A 23,810-nucleotide genomic window follows, 5' to 3' on the forward strand; every position below is an offset into this window, starting at 1 on the left:
CCTGTGGGTGCCTGCTCTGCCTCGCCCGCGGGGGCGCGGCTCCCCCGCGGACATCGCCACGGTGCCATGCCCCGCAACGTGGTACTTATCCGGACAGACGAACCGGCATGATCAGGTAACGGTAGTTCGGGTTCTCCCCTTCCTGCGGCGGCTTTCCGGTGAGGACGGCCGGCTTGGTCGGGGTGGTGAAGGACAGCCTCGCCACGTCCGAGCCGATCGCGGAGAGCCCGTCGAGGAGGAACCCGGGGTTGAACGCGATGTCGATGTCCTCGCCCTCCAGGGACGCCTCCAGGGCCTCCACGGCCTGAGCCTCGTCGCCCGTCCCGGCCTCCAGGACGACCTCGCCCTGGCTGAAGGAGAGCCGGACCGGGGTGTTGCGCTCCGCCACCAGGGAGACGCGCTTGACGGCCTCGATGAAGGCGGCGGTCTGGACCTCGGCGAGCCCCGCGTACTCGCTCGGCAGCAGCGAGCGGTACTTGACGAAGTCGCCGTCCAGCAGCCGGGACGTGGTGCGGCGGCCGCCGCCCTCGAAACCGATCATGCCTTCGCCGGTGCCGCCCGTCCCTCCGAGCGCGATCGACACCTCCGCGCCGGCCGTCAGCGACTTGGCCGTGTCGGCCAGCGTGCGGGCCGGGACGAGCGCGACGGCGGAGAAGTCCGGGCGCTCGGGCTTCCAGTGCATCTCGCGGACGGCGAGGCGGTAGCGGTCCGTGGACGCCAGCGTGACGGTCTCGCCCTCGATCTCCACACGGACGCCGGTCAGCATGGGGATCGTGTCGTCCTTGCCCGCGGCGATCGCGACCTGGGACACGGCGGCGGCGAACTCGTCGCTGCCCACCGATCCAGCGGCGGGCGGCATCTCCGGCAGCGTCGGGTAGTCCTCCACAGGCATGGTGAGAAGTGTGAACTTCGCGCTGCCGCAGCGGAGCATCACCTTCGCGCCGTCCGTCGTCACCTCCACAGGGTGGGGAGGAAGGCTGCGCGAGATCTCGGCGAGGAGCCGGCCCGACACCAGCGCCGTCCCGGCCTCCTCCACGTCGATGTCCGTGGACACCTGTGCCGAGACCTCGTAGTCGAACGCGGACAGCTTCAGCCGGTCGCCGTTGCCCTCACCCCCGGCGACGATGTGCATGCCCGCGAGGACCGGCACCGGGGGACGGACGGGGAGCGTGCGAGCGGTCCAGGCGACGGCGTCGGCCAGGGCGTCTCTGTCGATGCGGAACTTCAAAGGGACCCGCCTCCTGCAGGTGTCGGACAAGGGTGAGCTGATCTCGTCCGGGCCGGGGCGCTCGGTGCGCGTTGTCCCCAGGCCCTGACTTGAGATGGATCTTTTCTTGGATAGAGATGTAGAGCAGTACCAGTAATAGGGGCCGTGGATAGTGTGGACAGAGGCCGTTGTCGCAGGTGAGACCGGGTTTCTCTGTCCACCGGTGCTGTGCATGGGCGGTGGACGGCGCGGCGGCGCCTGGGGACGGCGAAATCATCCCCACAGGTCGTCCTCATGTCATCCCCCGGTTATCCACGAGTTCTCCACGGGTATACCGCCCGTTCGCCCGCCCTGGGGACGACGGGACCGGTGATCTTCGAGGCCGTCCCCAGGCCGTCCCCAGCCCGTCCACCGGTTTTCCCCAGAAGGCAAGGCGGCGGTGCACACCCGGTCCACACCCGTCCACCGTTCATCCTCAGCTTCTCCAACGGTTGCCCACAGGGTTATCCGCGAAAATCCCCAGAGTTTTCCACAAGTTGTGAGCAGCGCTGCCGATTCTCGGGGGACGCGTGCCTTTTGTCGTTTCTTTGCCCTGGGCAGGGTGTGGACGGCGCGGGAGGGGCTCGTCCACAGGCGTGACGCGGGTCTGTCCACAGTGTGTACGAACAGGGGGATCAGCGCTTGCGGGCCTGGTGCTTGATGCGCCCCGTCAGCTCCGTGACCTGGTTGTATATGGCGCGGCGCTCGGCCATCAGCGACCGGATCTTGCGTTCGGCGTGCATGACCGTGGTGTGGTCGCGCCCCCCGAACTGCTGACCGATCTTCGGAAGGGACAGCTCCGTCAGCTCCCGGCACAGGTACATCGCGATCTGCCGGGCGGTGACGAGCATCCGCGAGCGGGACGGGCCGCACAGGTCGTCGATCGTCGTCCCGAAGTACTCGACGGTCTGCGCCATGATCATCGCGGCGGTGATCTCGGGACCGGAGTCGTTGGGGATGAGGTCCTTCAGGACGATCTCGGCGAGCTTCATGTCGACCGACTGGCGGTTCAGGCTCGCGAACGCCGTGACCCGGATCAGCGCGCCCTCCAGCTCGCGGATGTTCGTCGCGATCTGCGAGGCGATGAACTCCAGCACGTCGGGCGGCGCCGCGAGGCCCTCCTGCCGGGCCTTCTTCTGCAGGATCGCGATCCGCGTCTCCAGCTCGGGCGGCTGGACGTCGGTCGTCAGGCCCCACTCGAACCGGTTGCGCAGCCGGTCTTCCAGCGTCACCAGCTCCTTGGGCGGACGGTCGCTGGAGATCACGATCTGCTTGCTGGCGTTGTGGAGCGTGTTGAACGTGTGGAAGAACTCCTCCTGCGTCTGCTCCTTGCCTTCAAGGAACTGGATGTCGTCGACGAGGAGGATGTCCACATCCCGGTAGCGGCGGCGGAACCCGTCCGCCTTACCGTCGCGGATCGAGTTGATGAAGTCGTTCGTGAACTCTTCGGAGCTCACGTAGCGGACGCGGGCCCCGTTGAAGAGGCTCTGGGCGTAGTGGCCGATCGCGTGGAGCAGGTGAGTTTTCCCCAGGCCCGAGTCGCCGTAGACGAACAGCGGGTTGTACGCCTTGGCAGGCTGCTCCGCCACCGCGACGGCGGCGGCGTGCGCGAACCTGTTCGACGAGCCGATGACGAACGTCTCGAACGTGTACTTCGGGTTGAGCCGTGCATGCTCGGAAGCGCCAGCCTGCTGCGCCGGTGCCGGCGCGGGCGCACGGGGGTCGGACTTAGGAACCCTGGAATCGGAGCCCTCCTCGTCGCGGAAGATTCCTTCGCCCCTGTAGGACTGCTCACCGCTTGAATACGACTGTTCGGCCCCTGGGTAGGACTGCTCACTCTTCTGGAACTTGTCGTCCGAGTGCCCGAGAGGGCCTTCGTTCCCGGCGTGCTGCGGTTCCCTGCCTTGGGCCTCTGGACGGCCGCCAGGGCGCAACGGGCCGAGCGTGCGGTCATTGAGATGGGAGTGCGGCGGCCGTCCTTGGGATTCGCCGCCGTAGCCTTCCTGCCCGCCGTAGCTCGGGTAGCCGCGCCCTTCGTAGGGGGCGGGACCGCGCCCGCCGGGGCCCGCACCGTACGCCGGTGGACGGGGAGCAGGCGGGTACGATCCACGGTCGTCGTCCTGAGCCTGTGGATAACCTCCGGGCGAACCGGGGTTGTGGGTAACTCCCGACTGCGGCCGGTATCCCTGGTCTGTGTACGGCTGCTCCGGATAGGGGCGCTCAGGACGTTCCGCGTAGGACGACTGGTCTCCGTACGACTCTCCGTACGACTGCTCCCCGTAGGGCTGCTCCGTATAAGAACGGTCTCGGTCTCGGTCGCGCTCGTCGTGCGTCCGCTCGCCGTAGGACTCCCCATAAGAAGGGGCGGGCTCGTGCATGCCGAGGCCTACGCCCGGACCCGGAATCGGCGCGGACAAGGGCTCGCCCCCGCCCTGCCGAGCACCGCCTGGGGGCTCCGGCTGGACGGTCACCGCGACCCGGATCTCCCTGCCGAGTTCACGGGAAAGTGCCTGCGTGATGAGGTTGCGCAGGCGCGTCTCCAGCGCGTCCTTGGCGAACTCGTTGGGGGCGGCGAGAAGCGCCGTTCCCTCGACGAGTGCCAGCGGGCGGACCATGGGCAGCCATGCGCGGTAGCTCGGCGACAGATCGCTCTCGGCCAGTGCGGTGAGGGTGCGGGCCCAGACCGATCCGAGATCCTGACCGTCCATGCGCAAGGTCCCCTCCCCACAACTCCGCCGAACGGAGCACCTGACTGCCCGGCTTTCCCGCGGGATGTCACACGCCTCGCAGGACACAGCCGCGACGCGGAAGACTTACTCTCTCACGAGTTGTCCACAGAGTTGTCCACATGCTGTGCATAGGCATGGGGACCCTGTGTAAAACCCACGAGGCGGGTTCAGGGATATGCGGTCGACAAGGGGCCGGCCTTCATGAGGGCCGGTAAGCGATGGTTCTCGAACGGGGGCTCAGGGGCTGAACGCCGACATCGGATTCGTCGAAGGAAGTGTCGGCTCGCCTCGTCGACCTTAACCGCTGCCGGGCACAGCCGCAACACGGTCACCATCGATCCCGCGCGTCCATCGGAGGCCCGGGGCGGGGCCGTGCGGCGGCCGCCTCCGTTTGACCGGCCCCCCGGATACCCCGTAACGTTCTGAGGTCGAGTCGCATCGACGGAGATGCCGCGTGCCCGCCGGCAGCCCCTCAGGCAAAGCTCGGGTGGGCCCCCGCTGCGGGGGACCGTACGCGGCCCTCGGTGCGAGCCTTCGAGCGTCAAGTCGTCAGACGAACCGACCGCAGCACTGGAGCCTCAAAGTGAGCAAGCGTACCTTCCAGCCGAACAACCGTCGTCGCCACAAGAAGCACGGCTTCCGGCTGCGCATGCGCACGCGCGCGGGCCGCGCGATCCTGTCGAGCCGGCGCAGCAAGGGCCGCGCCCGCGTCGCGGTCTGACCCACCCCTTCATAGTGCTGCCGTCCGGGAACCGGATGCGGCGGCGGGACGACTTCTCGTTGGCCGTCCGGCGCGGTCGTCGCGCCGGACGGCCAACTGTCGTCGTTCACCTGCTGGGCCCGGAAGAGGTCCGACCGGCGGCGGCGCGGCCGCTGGTCGGGTTCATCGTGGCGCGCACCGTCGGCAACGCCGTGGTGCGCAACACGACCCGGCGCCGGCTCCGCCACCTGATGCGCCCGCACCTCGACCGCCTCCCAGCGGGTAGCCTGCTCGTAGTGCGCGCCAACCCCCGTGCGGGAGCGGCGCGACCAGACGAACTGGCCGCGGATCTGGAGTCGGCGCTCGACCGGCTGCTGCGGCCCGCGTCCAAGGGGCGAAGATGAGGAGTCCGCAGGGGACCGAGTTCCCCGCGCAGCACAGGACGGGCCGCCCGGGTCCCGTCGCGGCCGTGCTGATCCTTCTCGTCCGCGCCTACCGCCGCTTCTTGAGTCCCCTGCTCGGGCAGCAGTGCCGCTTCCATCCCAGCTGCAGCGCGTACGGCCTGGAGGTACTCCAGGTGCACGGGGCGCCGCGCGGCACGTGGCTGATCGTCCGCCGGATCGCCCGGTGCCAGCCTTTCCACCCCGGCGGTCACGACCCGGTACCGCCGAAGAAGACGCCGGAACAGCGCGCGGCGGCTTCCTCGAACTCCGGCCGCGAGGAGAGCGGCCCCGCCCTAGCAGAGCCCAAGGAGCTGCCCGGTGCTTGACTGGTTGTACGAGATCGTTTCTCAGCTCATCGTGTGGATCCACACGGGGCTCAGTACGGTCGTCCCCAAGGACAGCGGATGGGCGTGGGGCGGTTCGATCATCCTCCTCACCGTCCTCCTGCGGCTGCTCCTCGTCCCCCTCTTCGTGAAGCAGATCCACGCGTCGCGCAAGATGCAGGAGCTGAACCCGAAGGTCCAGGCGCTTCGCAAGAAGTACAAGAACGACAAGCAGCGCCTCAACCAGGAGGTCATGAAGCTCTACCAGGAGAACGGCGCCAACCCGCTGTCGGGCTGCCTGCCGCTCCTGGTGCAGATGCCCATCTTCATCGGGCTGTTCCAGACGCTGAAGCGGATCTCGGACGCCAAGCCGGGGCAGAGCGTCTTCGCCGTCTCGTCCGACCTGGTGTCGAGCGCCCAGAACGCGAACATCTTCGGCGCCCACATCCCGGACACGTTCCTGAACGCCTGGGGCACCGACCCCAAGAGCTGGACGGCGATCATCATCACTGGCATCGCCGTGGTGATCAGCTCCGTCACGACCTTCTTCACCGTCCGGGCCAGCATGAAGCGCCAGCCCGTCGCGGACGACGCCAACCCGATGATGCAGGCGCAGAAGATGATGGTCTTCCTGGCGCCGCTGTTCGGCCTCTTCGGCCTCGGCTTCCCGCTGGGCGTCCTCATGTACTGGGTGACGTCCAACAGCTGGACCCTGGCTCAGCAGCACTACATCTACAAGCGGTACCCACCGCCCGGCACGGAGGGCGAGGCCGCGGCCGCCGCGGCCAAGACGGGGACGAAGACGGGCCCGAAGACCTCCGGGTCGAAGCCCGCCGGCTCGAAGACGGGCGCCTCCAAGAACGGCCAGGCGGCGTCGTCCGGCATTAAGGCGAAGCTGAAGAAGGAGCCGGAACCGGCCCCCGAGCCCGAGGAGAAGCCGAAGGTCGCGCGCAACCAGCCGACCCGCAAGTCGCGCAGCAAGCGCAGCGGTACCCAGAAGCGCTAGTTTGGACCCCCAGCATGTGCCGGAGAAGGAGACCCCGTTGAGCCAGACCGACACCACCGAGGTCGACGTCCAGGCGCTCGAACAGGAAGGCGAGATCGCCGCCGACTACATCGAGGGCCTGCTGGACATCGGTGACTACGACGGCGACATCGACATGGACGTCGAGGGCGAGCGCGCCATCGTCGCCGTCGTCGGAGGTTCCCTGGACGAGCTGGTCGGCAAGCGCGGTGAGGTGCTGGAGGCCCTCCAGGAGCTCACGCGGCTCGCCGTCCACCGCCAGACCGGCAACCGCACCCGCCTCATGCTGGACATCGGCGGCTACCGCGAGCGGCGCCGCGCCGAGCTGACCAAGCTCGGGACGGACGTCGCGAACGAGGTCAAGCAGTCCGGCGAGCCGAAGCCCCTCGCCCCGATGACCCCGTTCGAGCGCAAGATCGTCCACGACGCCGTCGCCGCCGCGGGCCTCAGCAGCGAGTCCGAGGGCGAGGAGCCCGACCGCTACGTGGTCGTCTCCCCCGCCTGACCCCATGGCCTCACACGGCCCCGACCGGTCCTCCGGTCGGGGCCGTCGCCTTTTCCGGAGGGAAGCGGCTTCCCGGGCATGAGAGGGCCCCGCGCCCTGGCCGGCGCGGGGCCCTCTCGGGAGCTCGGTGTGCACCGCCGCCCTGGCACACCGAGCAGGTTCTCGGTGCTACCGCCGGGCGGTCCGGCGCCAGCGGCGGCGCTGGACGTCACCGCCGCCCAGCGAAGTGGTGTTCTGCACCGCGGGGTCCTGCGCGTTCGCGGGATCCTGCGCGTAGGCCGGGTCCTGAGGATGGCCGTGCGTCACTCCCGTGTCCGCCGGGTGCTCGACCACGCGCTCGACCCGTTCGGCGGGACGGCCACCGGGCGGCGGCGGGTCCTCGATGATGTGCTCCTCGCGGACCACCGTTCCCGGCTCGTCGCCGTAGGCGGGGTCGGCGCCGACCACACGTCCGGCGGCGCGGCGCGGCCGCGTGTACTTGAGCGTGAACCCCAGGCTGATCAGACCGACCAGGATGAGGATCCATCCGACCATGTGGATGTCGAGGCCGCTCAGGTCAACGCGGATGGCGAAAGCCAGGATCGCCCCGAGGGCGATGAATGCGAGACTGACTCCGATTCCCATGTGTCGGAGCTCCTTCCGGAGGGACGGACGGGCGTCACGGCAGCCTGTACCCGACCCTCGGCGAATATGCGGAGGGGTCATGTGGTTATCGCCATAACGCAAGGGTCGTCCCACCCCGGCGTCCTGTTGTTCACAGGAACGTTTCGCGTGCACGGCCCCACCGGGTTTTGTGGAACGATTCGTCTGGTGGGGACTGCACGGGAGGTTTTCGGTGACGCACTGCCGATCGCGGAGCGCTACGCGGCGTTTCTCGCCGAGGCCGGGGTCGAACGCGGGCTCATCGGGCCGCGCGAGGCCGACCGGCTTTGGGAACGCCATCTGATCAACTGCGCGGTGGTCTCGTCGGCCATACCGCGCGACGCCCGGGTCGTCGACATCGGCTCGGGCGCGGGGCTCCCCGGCATCGTGCTGGCCATCGTCCGGCCCGACCTGCGGATCACCCTGCTGGAGCCGCTGCTGCGGCGCACGACGTTCCTGAACGAGTGCGTCGAGCTGCTCGACCTGCGGAACGTCGAGGTCCGGCGGGCCCGCGCCGAGGACGTGACCGAGGAGTTCGCGGTGGACGTCGCCACGGCACGCGCCGTCGCGCCCCTCGAACGCCTGGCCCGGTGGGCACTGCCGCTGCTGCGCCCGGGCGGCGAGCTCCTCGCGCTCAAGGGCGAGCGGGCCGCGGGCGAGCTGGAGGAGGCGGAGCCGGTCCTGAAGCGCTTCGGGGTGCGCTCGACGGAGCTGCTGCAAGTCGGGCGCGGTATGGTCGATCCGCCGACAACACTCGTCCGTGTGGTCGCCGGCCGAGAAGAGGTTGTCGGGCGACGGCAGCGCGCCCCCCGGCGCGCCAAAGGGTCGAGGAAGAGGTCTTCATGAGCACGGGACCAGGACTGGGCAGGCCTGACCGCGCCGACGAATCCCCCGACGAACAGCCGTCCGGCCCGGGCGGGCCCGGCGCGGACGAGGGCGCCCCGGCGCCCGCCTCCGGGGGGACGCGGCCGGACCCGGGATCATCGCCGGGCACCGCTCCCTCCGGGCACGCGATGTGGGGTAACACGACGTCCGGTACCGCGGAGAACGTCGGCTACGTGCCGACCAACGCCGGCGCGCAGCCGCCGGTGTCGCGGAACGGACCAAACCAGGGGGAGTCGGAACTCGTGCGAGAGGCGCTGCGGGACGCCAAGGTTTCACATGAAACAGCCGTCACCGCGCTCAAGGCGATGTCGGGCCGCAGGGAGCGGGAATGGCCGCGGCCCGACCGATGCCGGGTCATCACCATCGCCAACCAGAAGGGGGGCGTCGGCAAGACCACGAGCTCGGTGAACATCGCCGCCTCCCTCGCCATGCACGGCGCGCAGGTGCTGGTGGTGGACCTCGACCCGCAGGGCAACGCGTCCACCGCCCTCGGCATCGACCACCACGCCGAGGTGCCGTCGATCTACGACGTGCTGATCGAGGACATGGCGCTGTCCGACATTATCGTCCCGGCGCCGGAGATCCCCAACCTCTTCTGCGCGCCGGCCACCCTCAACCTCGCCGGCGCGGAGATCGAACTCGTCTCCAAGGTGGCCCGCGAGTCGCGCCTCCGGCGGGCCCTGGACGCCTACGACATCGAGAAGTTCGACTACGTGCTGATCGACTGCCCGCCGTCGCTCGGTCTGCTCACGGTGAACGCCCTCGTCGGGGGCGACGAGCTGCTCATCCCGATCCAGTGCGAGTACTACGCCCTCGAGGGCCTGGGCCAGCTCATCCGCACCGTCGACCTCGTGAAAGCCCACCTCAACCCGAAGCTCAGGGTGTCGACCATCCTGCTGACGATGTACGACGCCCGGACCCGCCTCGCCGCGCAGGTCGCCGACGACGTCCGGAGCCACTTCGGCGACGTCGTCCTCAACACGGTGATCCCTCGCAGCGTCCGGGTGTCCGAAGCGCCCAGCTACGGGCAGTCCGTCATGACCTACGACCCCGGTTCGAGCGGCGCCCTCGCCTACAGCGAGGCCGCCTCGGAGATGGCCCACGGAGGAGCTGTCCAGTGAGCCAGCAACGACGCGGACTAGGCAGGGGCCTCGGCGCCCTCATTCCCACCGCCCCGCCCATGCCGACGTCCGCCGAGCCGAACGGCGCGGGAGAGCCGGGCTACCCCGGCGGCCCCGTCCCGGGCGGCGCGGCCGCTCCCGCACCGTCGCTCGAACCGGTCGCCGGAGCCCATTTCGCGGAACTGCCCGTCCGCTCGATCACGGTCAACCCGCGCCAGCCCCGCGAGCATTTCGACGACCAGGCTCTGGAGGAGCTCGCCGAGTCGATCGGCATCGTCGGACTGCTGCAGCCGATCGTCGTCCGCAAATCCTCCTCGGAGGAGCACGACTACGAGCTCATCATGGGCGAGCGCCGCTGGCGCGCGTCGAAGATGGCCGGGCTGGACGTCATCCCGGCGATCGTCCGCGACACCGGCGACAACGACCTGCTCCGTGACGCGCTCATGGAGAACCTCCACCGGCAGCAGCTCAACCCGCTGGAGGAGGCGGCCGCGTACCAGCAGCTGCTGCAGGACTTCGGCGCCACCCACGAGCAGCTCGCCACCCGGATCGGCCGGTCGCGTCCGCACATCACCAACACGCTCCGCCTGCTGAACCTGCCGCCCGCCGTCCAGCGCCGGGTGGCGGCGGGCGTGCTGTCCGCCGGTCACGCCCGCGCGCTGCTCTCCCTCGAAAGCGTCGAGGCCCAGGAGCACCTGGCGCAGCGGATCGTCCAGGAGGGCCTCTCCGTCCGCGCGCTCGAAGAGATGATCGCGCTCCGCGAGGTGGAGGACGAGCCGAAGACGCCGCGCCAGGGCCGCCGCCAGAAGCCGGTGGCCCCCGGCCTCAAGGAACTGGCCGACCGCCTCTCCGACCGCTACGAGACCAGGGTCCGCGTCGACATGGGCCGCAACAAGGGCAAGATCGTCGTAGAGTTCGCCACCCTGGAGGACCTGGACCGCATCATCAAGTCCATGGCCCCCGACCCCGAGGCGGACGACTCCTAGCCCGCGCACCCCAGCGCCCCGGACGCCCAAGGCTCCGGGGCGCTTCTCATTCCCGCCCAACGTTTCCCGTGAAACATCCCCCGAGAACCACGCGCCCGAAGAAGCGAGAGCCGTCGCACGTAGTCGCGGCTCCCCCCACACTCGCCGCCGCATCCCGCCACACGCCCTCGCCCGCAGCGCCTGCCCACTGCGGCCCCTGTCGACAGTCCCCCGGATCGCCGATGCGAACGCGGTCCGCGGCACCAAGAGAGGCACGATGATCGCCGCAAAGGGATCTGGCCACCCCAGCGAGCGTCGGCGTACCGGCTCACCCGCTGAGCGCAGGGCCGCCACCCACCGCAGGCGTCCCATACAAACCAACCACGCCCACAGCGATGCGCCTCTTCTCCCCGTCGCGCTCAGCTCTATGGAGCGCACAGTAGACCGCCTACAGCAGCGCCCCGGGTAAACCGGCCACGCCGACGATGCTCCGCCCGGCCGTCCTGCCGCGCCCCCGTGCTTCGCGGTCGATCAAAACCAACCGCACAACGGACAAGCCGACCGTGTCGACGCTGACCCACCTGCTGTTCCTGCCGCGTCCCCGCGATACTGCACGGCCGGCCGCAGACAACGGCGTCCTGGACGAGCCGTCACGCGGACGGTGATCCGGAAGGTGGCCCCGTCGCGCCCTCCGATGCTTCGCGGTCGGCCACAGACACCCGGCGTACCGGCCAGACAAACGCGGCAAGGGCGGCTCAAATAGCCCCCCGTCGCCTCCATCCTCTAGGGAGCTAGTTGGCCCCAGAGCGGCGCCCCCGGCAGCCCCGCCAAGTCGACGGTGACCCGCTCGGCGACCCGTTGCGCCCTCCTGCTTCGCGGGTGCCCACAACCCACGGCGTACCGGACAGACCTGCCACGCCGCCGATGATGCGCCCCGCGACTCGTCTCGCCCAGCATTGTGCCCCGCGGTCATGCGCCACCAACGGCACCCCGGACAGGCCGGCCGCGCCGCCACTTGATCCGCCTGTTGTTCTCGTCGCACACAGCCCTCTGCCATGCGGTCGGGGCGCGCCGCGCATGCGGGCCGCGTCTACGGTGAGCGCAGGTGTTCCTGTCGCGTCGAGCTCCATGTGACGAAGTCAGTCCGCCACCAACGGCGTCTCGGGCAGGGGCTGGCTGCGTCGACGGTGACCCGCCTGGTGACCCAGTTGCGCCGTCCTCGTGCTTCGCGGTCGGTCGCGATCGACGGTCTATCGGATACACCGGCCGCATCGACGGGTGATCCGCCTGATGGTTCTGGCGGTCCCGCGGCGGCCGTGGACAACGGCGTCCTGGACGAGTCGGTCGCGTTGACGATGATCTCCTGTGGCGATCCCTTCGCGCACGTGAGCCTAGGGGAGGTCGCAGACAACGGCCGGGCGGGTCAACCGCGCCGACGGTGATGCCGGAGTACGGGTTCTCGCGCCCTGCCCCTGGGGATGCGATGGTCGCCCACAGCGGCGTCCGGGCATGGTGGTGGAACGTCCGGCCCACCACGGCGTGGTTGCAACGCCCGAGGGGGCCGTTGGCGGTGGGTGTCCGTGTGGACGCTGTTGTGGCACCTCGATCCCGCGCTCGCCGGAGCAGGTTTCACGTGAAACTGTCCGCCCTGTAACCCGTGGAAATCAGGAGTAGACGGACTCATGAAGCCCTGAGCGTCGGTGTAGGAGGCCGTTAGGTCCGCCCGTGGGGCTGAGCGTCAGGGACGAGCTGCGAAGCGCGGGGGGTCGACCGAGGAGCGGGTGACCGTGTGGCGCGTGCGCGGGTTCGTCGTGTGCGGTTGGGGCTCTCGGCTGCCTCACCGCTGTGGGTTGCCATGGGCCTGGGGAGGGCTCCGCTGGGCGTCACCTACGCGAGCGCGGAGTTCGCTGTTTCACGTGAAACGAGGGTCAAGGGTGCTCGGCGGGCAGGGGGCAGAGGAGGACTGCGCCTTGTCGTGCAGTGCCATTCGGGGCCCTCAGGGGGCGTTCTGGCGCCTTTGACCTTGCTCGCAGACATGCGGCCTGGGCGCCCGAGGCAGGGCCTAGGGCGATCCCAAGTTGGATCGCGGTGGGAGCGGTCGGAGCGAGCGATCGACCCGGGCCTTGATACCGCCCTCGCCGCTTGTGCGACCTTGCCCTGGTCGGCCCGTACGAAAGCCGATCGACGTTCTTCCCGGCGCGAACGAGGCTGAGGCGCGGCCCTGTGTGGGCGGTGGGGTCTGTGTGCCGTGGCCCCTGCTGTCGAACGCCCTCGGCTGCACCTCGTCTGCTAGTGAGCCGTCGTGATCGCGGGCCGAGTGTTCCGTGGGCCCGTCCTCCGGTGATCTCTTGGTCAGCCGATGCCCTTGTAGATCGCTCTAGTGCCAGGAGGCGGTCGAGTGTGGGGCAGGTCGAGATCAAGTGCCGCTTCCGCCCGACGGGGGCTAGGGAGCAGATCTAGGCCCATCTGCGGGCCTCGCTCGGACGAGTTCAGCCCGGAGTCTTCATGGCGGGCGATTAGCGGCGGCTGCCGTCCGCGGCGGCACCTGAACGGGGTGGTGTAGGCGGTTCAGGGTGACTTGCTAGTGGGAACTTCGGCGAGCACTTGGAAGGGCACGCGGTCGATCGCCTTGCCGTCGTGCGCGGGGCCGTTGCGTTGTGCGCAAGGGGGGTCACTGTGGCGAGCCAGCGGGTTCCGCTGTGGGGTCAGCGGAGGTGGGAGCGGAGGAGGGATTCGCATACTTCGCCCAAGTCCAGGTCGGCGACGCTGACGGCTCGGGGGAGGAGGCTGGTCTCCGTCATGCCGGGGGCGACGTTGACCTCCAGGAAGTGCACCTCGCCGTCGGGGGAGACGATGAGGTCGGTGCGGGAGAGGTCGCGGAGGCCCAGGGCGCGGTGGGCGGTGATCGCGGCCTCGGCGGCGCGGGCGGTCGCTTCGGGGGTGAGGCGGGCCGGGGTGACGAACTCGGTGTCGCCGGCGTCGTAGCGGGCCGTGTAGTCGTAGCGTCCGCCGGGGGCGACGATCTCCACGGCGGGGAGGGCGGTCGGGGCGCCGTCGCGCTCGATGACGCTGACCGCGACCTCGGTGCCCTCGATGTAGCGCTCGACGAGGGCGGCGTCGCCGTAGGCGAAGCAGCCGACCATGGCGGCGGACAGCTCGGACGCCTCGTGGACGACGGAGGTGCCGAGAGCCGAGCCGCCGCGGGTCGGCTTCACGAACAGCGGCAGGCCGAGGCCGCGGACGATCTGGTCCAGGACGGACGCCGCGCCGAGGTCGTGGAAGACCTCCTTCGGCAGGGCGACGGACTCGGGCGTCCGCAGACCCGCGCGCCGCACCACCGACTTGGCGGTCGGCTTGTCCCAGACGACGCGGCACGCGTCCGGGCGGGCGCCGACATAGGGGACGTCCAGGAGTCCGAGGACGTCGCGGATCGAGCCGTCCTCCCCCGCCGCGCCGTGCAGGACGGGGAAGACGACGTCCGGCGGGTCGTCGGTCAGGGAGTCCAGAAGGGTCGCGTCGGCGTCGCGGAGCTCGACCGGGATGTCGCGGGCGCGCAGCGCGTCGGCGACCCGCCTGCCGGAACGGAGCGAGACCTCCCGCTCGTAGGAGAGCCCTCCGGCGAGAACGACGACATGCCCCAGTTCCAAGATGCTCCTCGTTTCACGTGAAACAGTCAGACGATGCCCGGGCCCGGCGTCTGGACGCCGGTGGACGTCCCGCCGCGGGGGCTCCCGAAAGTGTCCCGGAGACGGATCTCCTGTTCCACCACGCCCGCCAGCCGGCGGACGCCCTCGCGGATCCGGTGCGGCTCGGGGAAGCAGTAGGACAGGCGCATGTGCCGGTGGCCGGTGCCGTCCGCGTAGAAGCCGGTGCCGGGGACGTAGGCGACGCGCTCGGCGATCGCGCGGGGGGCCATCGCCTTGGCGTCGAGTCCCTCGGGAAGGGTGAGCCAGACGAAGAAGCCGCCGGCGGGGCGGGTCCAGGTGCACCCGTCGGGCATGAGCTGGTCAAGGGACTCCAGCATCGCGTCACGGCGCGCCCGGTACAGCTCCCGGAAGTCCTTGATCTGCTCCCGCCACGGCTGCGTCGCGAGGTACTCGCGGACGGCGAGCTGCGAGAAGTTCGACGGGCAGAGGATCGCGGACTCGGCGGCCAGCACGAGTTTCGCCCGCACCGCGTGCGGCGCCAGCACCCAGCCGACGCGGAGCCCGGAGGCGATCGTCTTGGAGAACGAGCCGAGGTAGATGACGCGTTCGGCGTCGTCCGCGCGGAGGGCCCGCATGGGCTCGCTGTCGAAGCCGAGGAGCCCGTACGGGTTGTCCTCGATGACCAGCACGTCGTACTCGGCGCAGATCTCCAGGATCTGGGCGCGGCGGGCCGTGGTGAAGGTGACGCCCGCGGGGTTCTGGAAGGTCGGGACGGTGTAGAGGAACTTGACCCGGCGTCCCTGGGCGCGGAGGCGGGCGAGGGTCTCGCGCAGCGCGGACGGGACGAGGCCGCCCTCGTCCAGGGGCACGTGCACCACGTCGGCCTGGTAGGAGGCAAACGTGCCTAGCGCGCCCACGTAGGACGGGGCCTCCGCCAGGACGACGTCGCCGGGGTCGACGAATATCTTGGTGATGAGGTCGAGCGCCTGCTGCGCGCCGACGGTGACGACCACGTCGTCCGCGGACGCGTGGACGCCCTCCAGGGACATGACCTCGCAGATGTGCTCGCGGAGCCGCTCGTCGCCCTGGGCGGAGCCGTACTGGAGGACCTCGGCGCCCTTGCCGGCGACGAGTTCGCCGATCATCCGGCCGACGGCGTCGAGGGGGAGCGCTGAGACGTAGGGCGCGCCTCCCGCGAGCGAGACCACCTCGGGGCGGGAGACCATCGCGAACAGGGCCCGGATCTCCGACGGCACCATGCCGGCGGCACGGGCGGCGTAGCGATCCGCATAGGCATCCGTACGCGAGTGCTGTTCCACGAGGCACCTCCGGGGCGATTCGGCTTCCCTGCAAACTACGTCATGACCGCCGCGGCGGGGCGCTCGGGTGTGGCGTGCCGCGGCATTGGGGAAACTCCTGTCCGATACGATGCCCGCGGGTCCCGGATGGTTTGCCGGGAGCTTCCGCCGTCACGGGTCCCAGGCCGGCGGGCGAGGATCGCAACAGGGGGTGCCGACCCGGTGTCGCGTCGTCTCGTCAACATCACGCTGGACAATCTCGATGATCTGCCGCACCGCTGCCGCGGGTGCGTGTTCTGGGAGCTGGATCCGGTGAGCCGGGACCGGGCCCGGGAGAGCGGCGACGCGGGCCTGGAGAAGGAGGCGTGGATCTCCTCGACCCTCCTGGAGTGGGGCAGCTGCGGCAAGATCGTTTACGTGGACGACGTTCCGGCGGGGTTCGTCATGTACGCGCCGCCGCTGTACGTGCCGCGGTCGGTGGCGTTCCCGACGAGCCCGGTGAGCGCGGACGCGGTGCTGCTGATGACGGCGCACGTCCTGCCGGAGTTCGCGGGCGGCGGCATCGGCCGGATGCTCGTCCAGGGGGTCGCGAAGGACCTGACGCGCCGCGCCGTGAAGGCGATCGAGGCGTTCGGCGACCTGAAGGGCGAGGAGGGCGGGTGCATGGTGCCCGCCGACTACCTGCTGTCGGTCGGCTTCAAGACCGTCCGGCCGCACCACCGGTACCCGCGGCTGCGGCTGGAGCTGAAGTCGGCGCTGTCATGGCGTGAGGACGTCGAGGTGGCGCTGGAGCGGCTGCTGGGATCCATGACCCCCGAAGGGGCCCTGCGGCCCGTCTGAGGCGCTCTGAACGGCGCGTGGCCCGCACTCCGGGTGGAGTGCGGGCCACGCGTTCGCGCTCGCCGCGGGAGGCGGTGCGGGTTCAGATGAACTCGGCGAGATCCCTCAGCAGGGCGGCCTTCGGCTTGGCGCCCATGATCTGCTTGACGACCTCGCCGCCCTTGTAGACGTTCATCGTCGGGATCTGCATGACGCCGTACCGCTGCGGAACCTGCGGGTTCTCGTCGATGTTCAGCTTGACGATGTCGAGCTTGTCGCCGTGCTCCTTGGAGATCTCCTCCAGGATCGGCGCCACCATCCGGCAGGGGCCGCACCATTCCGCCCAGAAGTCGACGAGAACGGGCTTGTCGTTCTCCAGGACCTCGGACGCGAAGTCGGCGTCGGTCACGGCTTTCATCGGTCTCCTTCGGTTCTCGCGTGGGGCGGGGCGCTCCCCCGCCCGATGCAGCCCACCGCCGCGGCGCCGGCCCGGCGCGTGAGCCGGGCGGCGCCGCATGGCCGGTGGGGCGGTCAGGCCTGCGGGACGGTCTCGGCGGCGTCCCGGTCCTGCAGCCAGCGCTCGGCGTCGATGGCGGCCGAGCAGCCGCTGCCCGCGGCGGTGATGGCCTGCCGGTAGATGTGGTCGACCACGTCGCCGCAGGCGAACACGCCGGGGATCTTCGTCTTCGTCGTGGGGGCGTCGACCAGCAGGTAGCCGTCGGTGTCGGTCTCCAGCTGCCCTTCGAACAGCTCGCTGCGCGGGTCGTGGCCGATCGCGATGAACAGGCCGGTGATCTCCAGGGCGGACTCCGCGCCGGTCCTGGTGTTGCGGATCGTCACGCCGGTCACCCGGTCGTCGCCCTGGATCGCGGCGACCTCGCTGTCCCAGAGGAACTTGATCTTCTCGTTGGCGAACGCCCGGTCCTGCATGATCTTGGAGGCGCGCAGCTCGTCGCGCCGGTGGACCACGGTCACCGAGCGGGCGAACTTGGTCAGGAAGATCGCTTCCTCCATCGCGGTGTCGCCGCCGCCGACGACGGCGATGTCCTGCTCGCGGAAGAAGAACCCGTCACAGGTGGCGCACCAGGAGACGCCCCGGCCGGACAGCCGCTTCTCGTCCGGCAGGCCCAGCTCGCGGTACCCGGAGCCGGTCGCGACGATCACGGTCTTGGCGAGGTAGGTCTCGTCGCCGACCTTCACGACCTTCGGGTCGGCGGTCAGGTCGACCTCGGTGACGTCGTCGGTGATGAGCTCGGCGCCGAAGCGCTCGGCCTGCTTGCGCAGGTTGTCCATCAGGTCGGGGCCCATGATCCCGTCGGGGAAGCCGGGGAAGTTCTCCACGTCGGTGGTGTTCATCAGCGCACCGCCGGCCGTCACCGAACCCTCGAACACCAGCGGCTTGAGGTCGCCGCGGGCCGCGTAGACGGCGGCCGTGTAGCCCGCGGGACCGGAGCCGATGATGATGACGTTACGGACGTCGCTCACAGTTCTTGCCTCTCCTCGTTGGCCGCCGGTGCCGCTCGACCGGGCCTCACAGTCGCGTCAACCGATCCTAGGGCCCGCAGATTCCCCGGTACGCGGCGCCGGGCCGCGCACCGCCGCCGAGGGGCCCGGAGGCGCTCTAGGCTGGGCCCCATGGCACGCATTCTCCTCCTCCACTCGATGTACGGGCTGCGGCCCGCGGTGCTCCAGGCGGCCGACCGGCTCCGTGCCGCCGGGCACGAGGTGCACGCCCCCGACCTCTACGACGGGCGCGTCGTCGACGACGCCGAGGCCGGGATCGAGATCAAGGAAGAGATCGGGCGGGACGAGCTGCTGCGCCGCGCCGTCGTGGCCGCCGCGCCGCTGACCGGGGAGGGCGGGCTCGTCTACGCGGGGTTCTCGCTCGGCGGCTCCATCGCCCAGAACCTCGCGTTCGCCGACGAGAAGGCGGGCGGGCTGCTGCTGATGCACGGCACGTCCGACATCGCGGAGGACGCGTCCACCGACATCCCGGTGCAGCTGCACGTCGCCGACCCCGACACCTGGGAGCCCGTCGACTGGCTCAACGCGTGGTACCTGCAGATGCGCAAGGCGGGCGCGGACGTGGAGGTGTTCCGCTACCGCGGCGCGGGTCACCTGTTCACCGACCCCGACCTGCCCGACTACGACGCCGAGGCGGCCGAGCGCGCCTGGGCGATCGCCCTGGACTTCCTCGCCTCGCTCTGAGCACGCCCCGGCGGACGCGACGCGACGGGATGGAAGATCGCCGTCACCGCTGCCGACGCCCCACGAACTTCGCCGGAAAAATGGGCGTCATAGAGAGAACAGGACGTCTTGGGCAGGCCATGGCCTCACGTGAGCGGCCATGGACGGGATCGGCCGTCCATGGCCCTCAGGTGTGCGCGAGTGCCCCGATCAGGGCGTGGCGGGTCAGACGTTCTTCAGCTGCTTCAGCAGGTGATGGGCCTGCGGGGAGCAGTCCGGTTCGACGACCCAGATGTTCCGCCTGCCGGGGCGGTCGCCGTTCACGGCGATGATGATCGCGGGTCGTCCTTCGTATCTCGCCTGGTCGACAAGGAGGAGCTTCTGCTCGCCGGCGACGCCGGCGACGCAGCCGCGGAGCCGGGCGTCCGGCGCGGCGGTCTCGGCGCGCATCTGCTGCTCGCCCGCCACGACACCGCCGACCTGCTCGCCCAGCGTGCCCGACCGGTAGTCGGTGCCGCTCTGGGCGACCTTGAACGTGGGGTCGGAATCTCCGGGGGCCGCCTTCGGCACCCCCGAGCCCGAGCCCGGGTCGGTCAGGGAGCGGTGCGGCGCCGGATGCCGCGCCGCGCTGTCACTGCTGCTCGCGCTGTCCAGCGCGATCTTGCCGACCGTCGCTCCGCCGCCGAGCACGACCACCGTCGCCGCGGCCGCCGACAGTATCCGCCAATGCCGCCTTCCGCGCCGTTGCTCCAGGCTCGCCACGGTGGCGGTGTGCATCGATTCCGCCGCGATGGCGGTGTCGATGCGCTCGGCCAGTTCGGCGGGCATGGACGGCACCGGGGCCTCCGCCAGGATCCGGGAGACGTCCGCAAGGTCGGCGGACAGCTCACGACAGTCGGCGCAGGTGTCGAGGTGTGCGTTGACGGAGGCGGCTTCGTCGTCTTCGAGAAGTCCCTCGGCCAGGTCGGCCAAGACGTCGTAGTCAAGGTGCGCGGGGTTCACTTGGGCATGCCACCTCCTTCCACACCTCCGACGTTCCTGGGCTCGCGTCGGTTCCGGTGGTGGACGAGAAGGGGCGCGAGCCGGGCGCGGCCCCGCGCGCACCGGCTCTTGATCGTTCCGGGTGGGACCTCCATGACCTGTGCGGCGTCGTCGACGGAGTAGCCCATCATGTCGACGAGGATCAGGGCGGCCCGCTGCTCGTACGGCAGCTGCTCCAGCGCGGTGCGGACGTCGAGGGAGACGCCGTGCGCGTCGGTGGGGTCGGGCATCTTGGGCGCGACGGCGTCGAACGTCGCGTCGTCGCCCATCGGCGTCGCCGGGCGGACGGACTTGCGCCGGACGCGGTCGAGGCACGCGTTCACCACGATGCGGTGCAGCCAGGTCGTGACGGCGGCGTCTCCGCGGAAGCGCCCGGCGGCGCGGAACGCCGAGAGGCACGCGTCCTGCAGCGCGTCCGCCGCCTCCTCAGGGTCGCCGAGCGTGCGGAGCGCGACCGCCCACATGCGGTCGCGGTGGCGGTGCACGAGTTCGGCGAAGGCGTGCGGGTCCCCCTGGGCGTGCCGGGCGAGGAGCTCTTTGTCGGGCACTTCGCCTACGCGACGCATGCTCACCGACGTCATGAGCGACCGCCTTCTCTTTCGGGACGCCCGGTTGGCGCCGGGCATCCGCGGCCGGCTGCTGAGGAAGGCACCACGTGATCCTGGGGGCGAGGGGACAAACTGCTCACAGGCACGATACAGACATGCGCCGCTCCACGTCACAGCCCATATCTGCCCGCTGCCGGAACGTGATCAGCCGGTCGCGCCGTAGACGGCGATCTCGCCGAGCCGCCCCTTGAACGGCCCGCCGGGCAGCTGGGTGAACCAGACGAGCACGAACCGGCCCGTGGCCTGCGGGTTCACGGCGAAGGCGACCTCGCCGCCGTTGGGAGTCTGCTCGCCGACGCGCTTCAGGTCGGTCGGGGACTGCGAGTCGCCGACGCGGAGCTGCAGCACCCCGCCGCTCACCGGGGAGTAGACCTTCACGTTGGCGACCTTGACGGGCTTGCCCATGTCGAGCAGGACGCCGAGGCCCTTGGAGTACCGGCCGAAGTCGGCGTCGGCGTAGCTCTGGGTCTCCCAGTCGCCGCTGGGCTTGCCGTCGACGACGGACGCGAGGTTCTTGCTGATCGCGCCGTCGGTGTGACCGCCCATGGGGAGTTCGGCGGGCAGGGGACGCTGCGGGGTGAGCTTCACGACCGTCGGCTTGGGCGGCGCGCTCGTCTGGGCGTTGTCGGTGGGGCCGCCGCCCTTGGGCTTGTCGTCGCCGACGAGGCCGGTCAGCGCCCAGGCCCCGAGCCCGACGATGACGGTCAGCGCGGCCGCGGCGACGCCCATCAGGGCGCGGTTGGCCGGACGTTTCGGGCCGCCGTGGGTGTGCGCGGGCGTCGTCCGGGTGGCGGAAACCGGCGGCGGGGGCGGCGGTGAGGCGTGCCGCTGGGCGCGCGCACGCGGCGGTGGGACGTGCGAGGCCGCGGGCGGTTCGGGGGCGGGCTGCCGGTGCGGCTGCTGCGGCGGAGCCGACTGCGCCGCGGGGCGCCTCGGCGGCGTCTGCCGCGGGGCGGCCGGCGGGGCGTTGCCGAGCCCGGCGAACAGCGGCAGCGGGGTGCGCGGGACGCCGCGCAGCGCCTTGGCCAGGTCGGCGGGGGACGCGAGCGGTTCGCCCGTGCCGATGCCGAGGCAGCGGCAGACGATCGCGTCGATCGCGTGCGAGATGCCGGCCTGGACCTGGCGGGGCGCGTGCGGGAGGCCGTCGGACGCGGGCGCGGCCGGCAGGGCGGACCCGTCCTCGTCACCGGGCCAGTGGGCGGTGAGCGCCGCGTACAGCATCCGGCCGAGGCCGCGCACGTCCTCGGCGGCGGAGTCGTCGGACTCGCGGTCGCACAGGACGGCGTCGGTGGCGACACCGAGGATCTTGACGGTGCCGCCGGTCGTCCAGACCAGGTCGCGGGGGGTGAGGCAGAGGTGGGAGAGCCCGGCGGCGTGCGCGGCGGAGATCGCCTCGGACGCCTCGTAGAGCAGGGTCGCGGCGCGGCCCGGCTCCAGCGGGGCCTTGGCGAGCATGCCCTCCAGGGTCTCGCCGGCGACCCATTCGCTGACGATGTAGGCGCTCTCCCCCGAGTCGTCGGCGTCGAACACCTGGGTCAGGCGGGGGTCGGTCAGCCGGCTGGCCGACCGTGCCGACGTGACCGCCTCGGCGATCCGGGGGAACTCGGGGTCGAAGGTGCGGACGGCGACCGCCCGCGCGAGGATCTCGTCGATGGCCTTCCAGAGCGACGAGCCGCCCGAGTCGCTGATGCGCTCCTCGAGCCGGTAGCGGCCGGCGAGACGGGTGCCGGGCTCGATGACTGACGTGCTCACGGCAACGTCCTGCACAGGTGGTCAGATCCCATGTTCGTGGCGTGGCAGCTTACGCCTCCGACCCTCCTCTTTGCGTTCCCCAGGGTGTCGCCCCGCAAGCCGTAGTCCCCCACATGGTAGTGGTTACTCGCGCGAGTGGCCGCCTTATCGCCGCGCGTCCTTTTTTACTTTGCCCGCCCCGGCAGCCGGCGGGCGAACGTCGCGATGGTCGTCTGGATCTCCTCCACCCGCAGCAGCTTGGCGAACAGCACGTACAGCAGCCCGCCGCCGACGGATCCGGCGATCAGGGTGGCCAGCGCGGGCACCATCGTGTCGATGCCGCCCAGCGCGTCCGCGACCGTGTGCGCCGCGTAGGCGAAGCCGATCAGCGGCCAGATCGCGACGAGCAGCTTGAGGTGGCCGCCGACGACGCGGCGCCCGTCCATGCCGCCGAGCTTGCGGCGCAGCACCAGCCAGCAGGTGACCGTCCCGACCACGTTGCTGATCGCGAACCCGCCCGCGATGCCGACCACGATCCACTTGAGGCCGAGGACGTTGTAGGCGGTGAACGCCATCGCGATGTTCGTGGAGGTGACGACGAGGCCGATCAGCGCGGGCGTCCGGGTGTCGCCGTAGGAGTAGAAGACCCGCAGCATCAGCTGGTAGATCGAGAACGGGACGAGCGCGATCGCGAACATCTGCATGACCCGCGCGATCACCAGGGCGTCGTCGGCGTTGGTGTTGCCGTGCGCGAACAGCACGGTGGTGATCTCCGGCCCGAGCACCAGCATCAGCGCCGCCGCCGGCATGATGATCACGGAGGAGAGCCGCAGCCCGCTGGAGAAGGCGGCGCGCACGTCGGCGGTCTTGCCCTCGGCGGCGAACCGGCTCATCCGCGGCAGCAGCGCGGTGATCACCGAGACCCCCACGATCGCGTAGGGGAGCTGGAAGAGCTGGTAGGCGTTGAAGTACGGGGTGTACCCGTAGCCTTCGCCGAGCCCCTGGACGTACGCGTGCTTCCCGGCGCTGTTCGTCAGCGCGGTGACGACGGCGAACGCGGCCTGGGCGGCGACGACGTACAGCAGCGTCCAGCCCGCCATCCGCCCGACCTCGCCGAGCTCGCCGCGGTGGAAGTCGAGCCGGGGCCGCCACCGGAACCCGACGCGGCGCAGCGACGGCCACAGCGCGACCGTCTGCAGGACGATGCCGCCGGTCGTGCCGATGGACAGCAGCATGAGCTGCTGGTCGGTGATGCTGGACGGGTCGACGCGGCCGGTGGTGATCGCGAGGAACGCGCCGCCGACCGCGATCACCACGATGTTGTTCAGGACGGGCGCCCACATCGGCGCGCCGAAGCTGCCGCGCGTGTTGAGGACGGCCCCGGCGAACGCCCCGACGCCGTAGAAGAACAGCTGGGGGAGGAAGAACCGGGCGAACAGGATGGCGACCTCGCGCTGGTCGCCGCTGTAGCTGCCCGCCAGGATGTCGATGAACAGCGGCGCGAGCAGCACGGACACGACGGTGAGGACGCCGAGCCCGATCACCGCGAGGGTGAACACGCGCTGCTCGTACTGCTCCCCGGCGACCCGGTCGCGCTGCTTGGCCCGCACCAAGAGCGGGACGATGACGCTGGTGAGGATGCCGCCCAGCAGCAGGTCGTAGATCTGGTTGGGGATGGTGTTGGCGGTGTTGTAGGAGTTGGCGAGCAGCCCGGTGCCGAGCGCAGCGACGATCACGGCCGTGCGCAGGAAGCCGGTGACGCGGGACGCGAGGGTGCCCACCGCCATGATCGCGCCGGACTTCAGGATGCCGGACGAGCCCTTGCCCTCCTGCGCCGGAGGCGTGTCCACGACCGTGGTGTCGGAGTCCGGCGGGCTTCCGCCTGGAAGGGGGATG

21 protein-coding genes are annotated in these 23,810 nt (G+C 70.5%); 10 read left to right on the plus strand and 11 right to left on the minus strand.

What is annotated here, in order from left to right; genetic code table 11:
• Nucleotides 1-85: 85 nt before the first annotated feature.
• Nucleotides 86-1,228, minus strand: coding sequence for a DNA polymerase III subunit beta (gene dnaN / locus AB0C87_RS05190; RefSeq protein WP_345182815.1), 1,143 nt, complete (start codon nt 1,226-1,228; stop codon nt 86-88).
• Nucleotides 1,229-1,881: 653 nt separating this feature from the next.
• Nucleotides 1,882-3,954, minus strand: a complete 2,073-nt coding sequence (dnaA, locus tag AB0C87_RS05195; RefSeq protein WP_360576616.1) for a chromosomal replication initiator protein DnaA — start codon at nt 3,952-3,954, stop codon at nt 1,882-1,884.
• A 604-nt stretch (nt 3,955-4,558) separates the two neighbouring features.
• Between dnaA and rpmH the strand changes: the two genes are divergently transcribed.
• From rpmH to AB0C87_RS05220, 5 genes are read left to right on the plus strand one after another with little or no spacing between them, the layout of a single operon-like run.
• On the plus strand, nt 4,559-4,696 hold the full coding sequence (gene rpmH / locus AB0C87_RS05200) for a 50S ribosomal protein L34 (protein ID WP_179845229.1): 138 nt from the start codon (nt 4,559-4,561) through the stop codon (nt 4,694-4,696).
• 14 nt (nt 4,697-4,710) lie between these two features.
• On the plus strand, nt 4,711-5,079 hold the full coding sequence (rnpA, locus tag AB0C87_RS05205) for a ribonuclease P protein component (RefSeq protein WP_345182813.1): 369 nt from the start codon (nt 4,711-4,713) through the stop codon (nt 5,077-5,079).
• Nucleotides 5,076-5,444: a membrane protein insertion efficiency factor YidD gene (yidD, locus tag AB0C87_RS05210; protein ID WP_360576617.1), complete on the plus strand. Its 369-nt coding sequence runs from the start codon at nt 5,076-5,078 to the stop codon at nt 5,442-5,444. The genes rnpA and yidD overlap by 4 nt, the downstream gene beginning before the upstream one ends.
• Nucleotides 5,437-6,447, plus strand: coding sequence for a membrane protein insertase YidC (gene yidC, locus AB0C87_RS05215; RefSeq protein ID WP_353832205.1), 1,011 nt, complete (start codon nt 5,437-5,439; stop codon nt 6,445-6,447). Before yidD ends, yidC begins: the two co-directional genes overlap by 8 nt.
• 37 nt (nt 6,448-6,484) lie before the next feature.
• The gene (locus AB0C87_RS05220; protein ID WP_345182810.1) at nt 6,485-6,970 is read left to right on the plus strand and encodes a R3H domain-containing nucleic acid-binding protein; all 486 of its coding nucleotides are present in this window, start codon (nt 6,485-6,487) and stop codon (nt 6,968-6,970) included.
• 168 nt (nt 6,971-7,138) lie between these two features.
• On the opposite strand, the gene AB0C87_RS05225 is transcribed toward AB0C87_RS05220, so the two are convergent.
• Nucleotides 7,139-7,594 carry a DUF6458 family protein gene (locus tag AB0C87_RS05225; RefSeq protein ID WP_345182809.1) on the minus strand — a complete coding sequence of 152 codons (456 nt, stop codon included), beginning with the start codon at nt 7,592-7,594 and terminating at the stop codon, nt 7,139-7,141.
• A 186-nt stretch (nt 7,595-7,780) separates the two neighbouring features.
• On the opposite strand from AB0C87_RS05225, the gene rsmG reads away from it, so the two are divergent.
• The 3 genes from rsmG (at nt 7,781) to AB0C87_RS05240 (ending at nt 10,604) form a co-directional block, all read left to right on the plus strand.
• On the plus strand, nt 7,781-8,458 hold the full coding sequence (gene rsmG / locus AB0C87_RS05230) for a 16S rRNA (guanine(527)-N(7))-methyltransferase RsmG (protein WP_345182807.1): 678 nt from the start codon (nt 7,781-7,783) through the stop codon (nt 8,456-8,458).
• Nucleotides 8,459-8,802: 344 nt separating this feature from the next.
• A complete protein-coding gene (locus tag AB0C87_RS05235) occupies nt 8,803-9,618 on the plus strand; it encodes an AAA family ATPase (protein WP_345182877.1) in 816 nt (271 codons plus the stop codon).
• Entirely contained in the window at nt 9,615-10,604 is a 990-nt protein-coding gene (locus tag AB0C87_RS05240) for a ParB/RepB/Spo0J family partition protein (RefSeq protein WP_345182806.1), read from the plus strand. The genes AB0C87_RS05235 and AB0C87_RS05240 overlap by 4 nt, the downstream gene beginning before the upstream one ends.
• Nucleotides 10,605-13,288: 2,684 nt before the next feature.
• Here AB0C87_RS05240 and AB0C87_RS05245 read toward each other — a convergent pair.
• A complete protein-coding gene (locus AB0C87_RS05245) occupies nt 13,289-14,233 on the minus strand; it encodes a D-alanine--D-alanine ligase (RefSeq protein WP_345182876.1) in 945 nt (314 codons plus the stop codon).
• A 23-nt stretch (nt 14,234-14,256) separates the two neighbouring features.
• Nucleotides 14,257-15,549 (minus strand): PLP-dependent aminotransferase family protein, encoded by a 1,293-nt coding sequence (locus tag AB0C87_RS05250; protein WP_360576618.1) that lies wholly within the window; start codon nt 15,547-15,549, stop codon nt 14,257-14,259.
• Nucleotides 15,550-15,750: 201 nt separating this feature from the next.
• Here AB0C87_RS05250 and AB0C87_RS05255 point away from each other — a divergent pair, with 201 nt between their 5' ends.
• Nucleotides 15,751-16,368: a GNAT family N-acetyltransferase gene (locus tag AB0C87_RS05255; RefSeq protein WP_345182804.1), complete on the plus strand. Its 618-nt coding sequence runs from the start codon at nt 15,751-15,753 to the stop codon at nt 16,366-16,368.
• Between the two features lie 82 nt (nt 16,369-16,450).
• Here AB0C87_RS05255 and trxA read toward each other — a convergent pair whose 3' ends face one another.
• Both trxA and trxB read right to left on the minus strand, forming a co-directional pair.
• A complete protein-coding gene (gene trxA, locus AB0C87_RS05260) occupies nt 16,451-16,765 on the minus strand; it encodes a thioredoxin (RefSeq protein WP_345182803.1) in 315 nt (104 codons plus the stop codon).
• Nucleotides 16,766-16,878: 113 nt separating this feature from the next.
• On the minus strand, nt 16,879-17,832 hold the full coding sequence (gene trxB / locus AB0C87_RS05265) for a thioredoxin-disulfide reductase (RefSeq protein WP_360356168.1): 954 nt from the start codon (nt 17,830-17,832) through the stop codon (nt 16,879-16,881).
• A gap of 150 nt (nt 17,833-17,982) precedes the next feature.
• On the opposite strand from trxB, the gene AB0C87_RS05270 reads away from it, so the two are divergent.
• Nucleotides 17,983-18,555: a dienelactone hydrolase family protein gene (locus tag AB0C87_RS05270; protein WP_360356171.1), complete on the plus strand. Its 573-nt coding sequence runs from the start codon at nt 17,983-17,985 to the stop codon at nt 18,553-18,555.
• Between the two features lie 204 nt (nt 18,556-18,759).
• Here AB0C87_RS05270 and AB0C87_RS05275 read toward each other — a convergent pair whose 3' ends face one another.
• The 4 genes from AB0C87_RS05275 to murJ form a co-directional block, all read right to left on the minus strand.
• Nucleotides 18,760-19,536 (minus strand): zf-HC2 domain-containing protein, encoded by a 777-nt coding sequence (locus AB0C87_RS05275; RefSeq protein WP_360576619.1) that lies wholly within the window; start codon nt 19,534-19,536, stop codon nt 18,760-18,762.
• A complete protein-coding gene (gene sigM, locus AB0C87_RS05280; protein WP_360576620.1) occupies nt 19,533-20,156 on the minus strand; it encodes an RNA polymerase sigma factor SigM in 624 nt (207 codons plus the stop codon). The genes AB0C87_RS05275 and sigM overlap by 4 nt, the downstream gene beginning before the upstream one ends.
• A gap of 171 nt (nt 20,157-20,327) precedes the next feature.
• Entirely contained in the window at nt 20,328-21,935 is a 1,608-nt protein-coding gene (locus tag AB0C87_RS05285; protein WP_345182798.1) for an AMP-binding protein, read from the minus strand.
• Between the two features lie 164 nt (nt 21,936-22,099).
• Nucleotides 22,100-23,764, minus strand: a complete 1,665-nt coding sequence (gene murJ, locus AB0C87_RS05290; protein ID WP_360356178.1) for a murein biosynthesis integral membrane protein MurJ — start codon at nt 23,762-23,764, stop codon at nt 22,100-22,102.
• Between the last annotated feature and the right edge of the window lie 46 nt (nt 23,765-23,810).

The organism is Actinomadura sp. NPDC048021, from assembly GCF_040653135.1.
Classification (GTDB): domain Bacteria; phylum Actinomycetota; class Actinomycetes; order Streptosporangiales; family Streptosporangiaceae; genus Spirillospora; species Spirillospora verrucosospora.

Bases quoted from the DNA above. Each gene is read 5' to 3' on its own strand.
- dnaA (WP_360576616.1), bottom strand. From the start codon at position 3,954: ATGGACGGTCAGGATCTCGGATCGGTCTGGGCCCGCACCCTCACCGCA.
- yidD (WP_360576617.1), top strand. From the start codon at position 5,076: ATGAGGAGTCCGCAGGGGACCGAGTTCCCCGCGCAGCACAGGACGGGC.
- AB0C87_RS05225 (WP_345182809.1), bottom strand. From the start codon at position 7,594: ATGGGAATCGGAGTCAGTCTCGCATTCATCGCCCTCGGGGCGATCCTG.
- AB0C87_RS05235 (WP_345182877.1), top strand. From the start codon at position 8,803: ATGTCGGGCCGCAGGGAGCGGGAATGGCCGCGGCCCGACCGATGCCGG.
- trxA (WP_345182803.1), bottom strand. From the start codon at position 16,765: ATGAAAGCCGTGACCGACGCCGACTTCGCGTCCGAGGTCCTGGAGAAC.
- AB0C87_RS05270 (WP_360356171.1), top strand. From the start codon at position 17,983: ATGGCACGCATTCTCCTCCTCCACTCGATGTACGGGCTGCGGCCCGCG.
- sigM (WP_360576620.1), bottom strand. From the start codon at position 20,156: ATGACGTCGGTGAGCATGCGTCGCGTAGGCGAAGTGCCCGACAAAGAG.